The following is a 380-nucleotide window of genomic DNA, read 5'->3' as shown; positions in this document are numbered from 1 at the left end:
GAATTTCCTGAGCACCATACTTAGAGTGGCCGCCGAACGCGATACATTGAGAGTTGTCGACGATCAGCATGGTGCGCCCACTTCCGCTGAAATGATCGCGGATGTCACTGCTCTCGCCGTATCGGCATACCGCTCCGGCACTTTGGCAACTGGCCTGTACCATCTCACTGCCAGTGGCGAAACGAGTTGGCACGACTTCGCTCGGCACATCATTGATCGGGCGAACACGAACGGCGCCATCCTGAAACTGACCGCCGACGAGGTTCAGCCCATCCCGACGGCGGACTATCCGACTCCGGCGCGGCGCCCGGCCAATTCCCGCCTGCATACCCGGAAACTGGCTGAAAGCCTGCGAATCCAACTACCGCATTGGGCAGTAC

1 protein-coding gene is annotated in these 380 nt (G+C 59.7%); it reads left to right on the top strand.

Translation table 11 applies throughout. The features are described 5' to 3' along the window. Positions 1–25 precede the first annotated feature (25 nt). On the top strand, positions 26–380 hold a 355-nt coding region (locus KDH83_RS31930; protein ID WP_349291700.1), incomplete at its 3' end, for a sugar nucleotide-binding protein.

This window comes from Achromobacter sp. Marseille-Q0513 (genome assembly GCF_018195695.1).
Lineage (GTDB): Bacteria > Pseudomonadota > Gammaproteobacteria > Burkholderiales > Burkholderiaceae_B > Achromobacter.
Note: the sequence above shows the minus strand (reverse complement) of the source record. Positions and strands in the feature narration are given on the sequence as shown.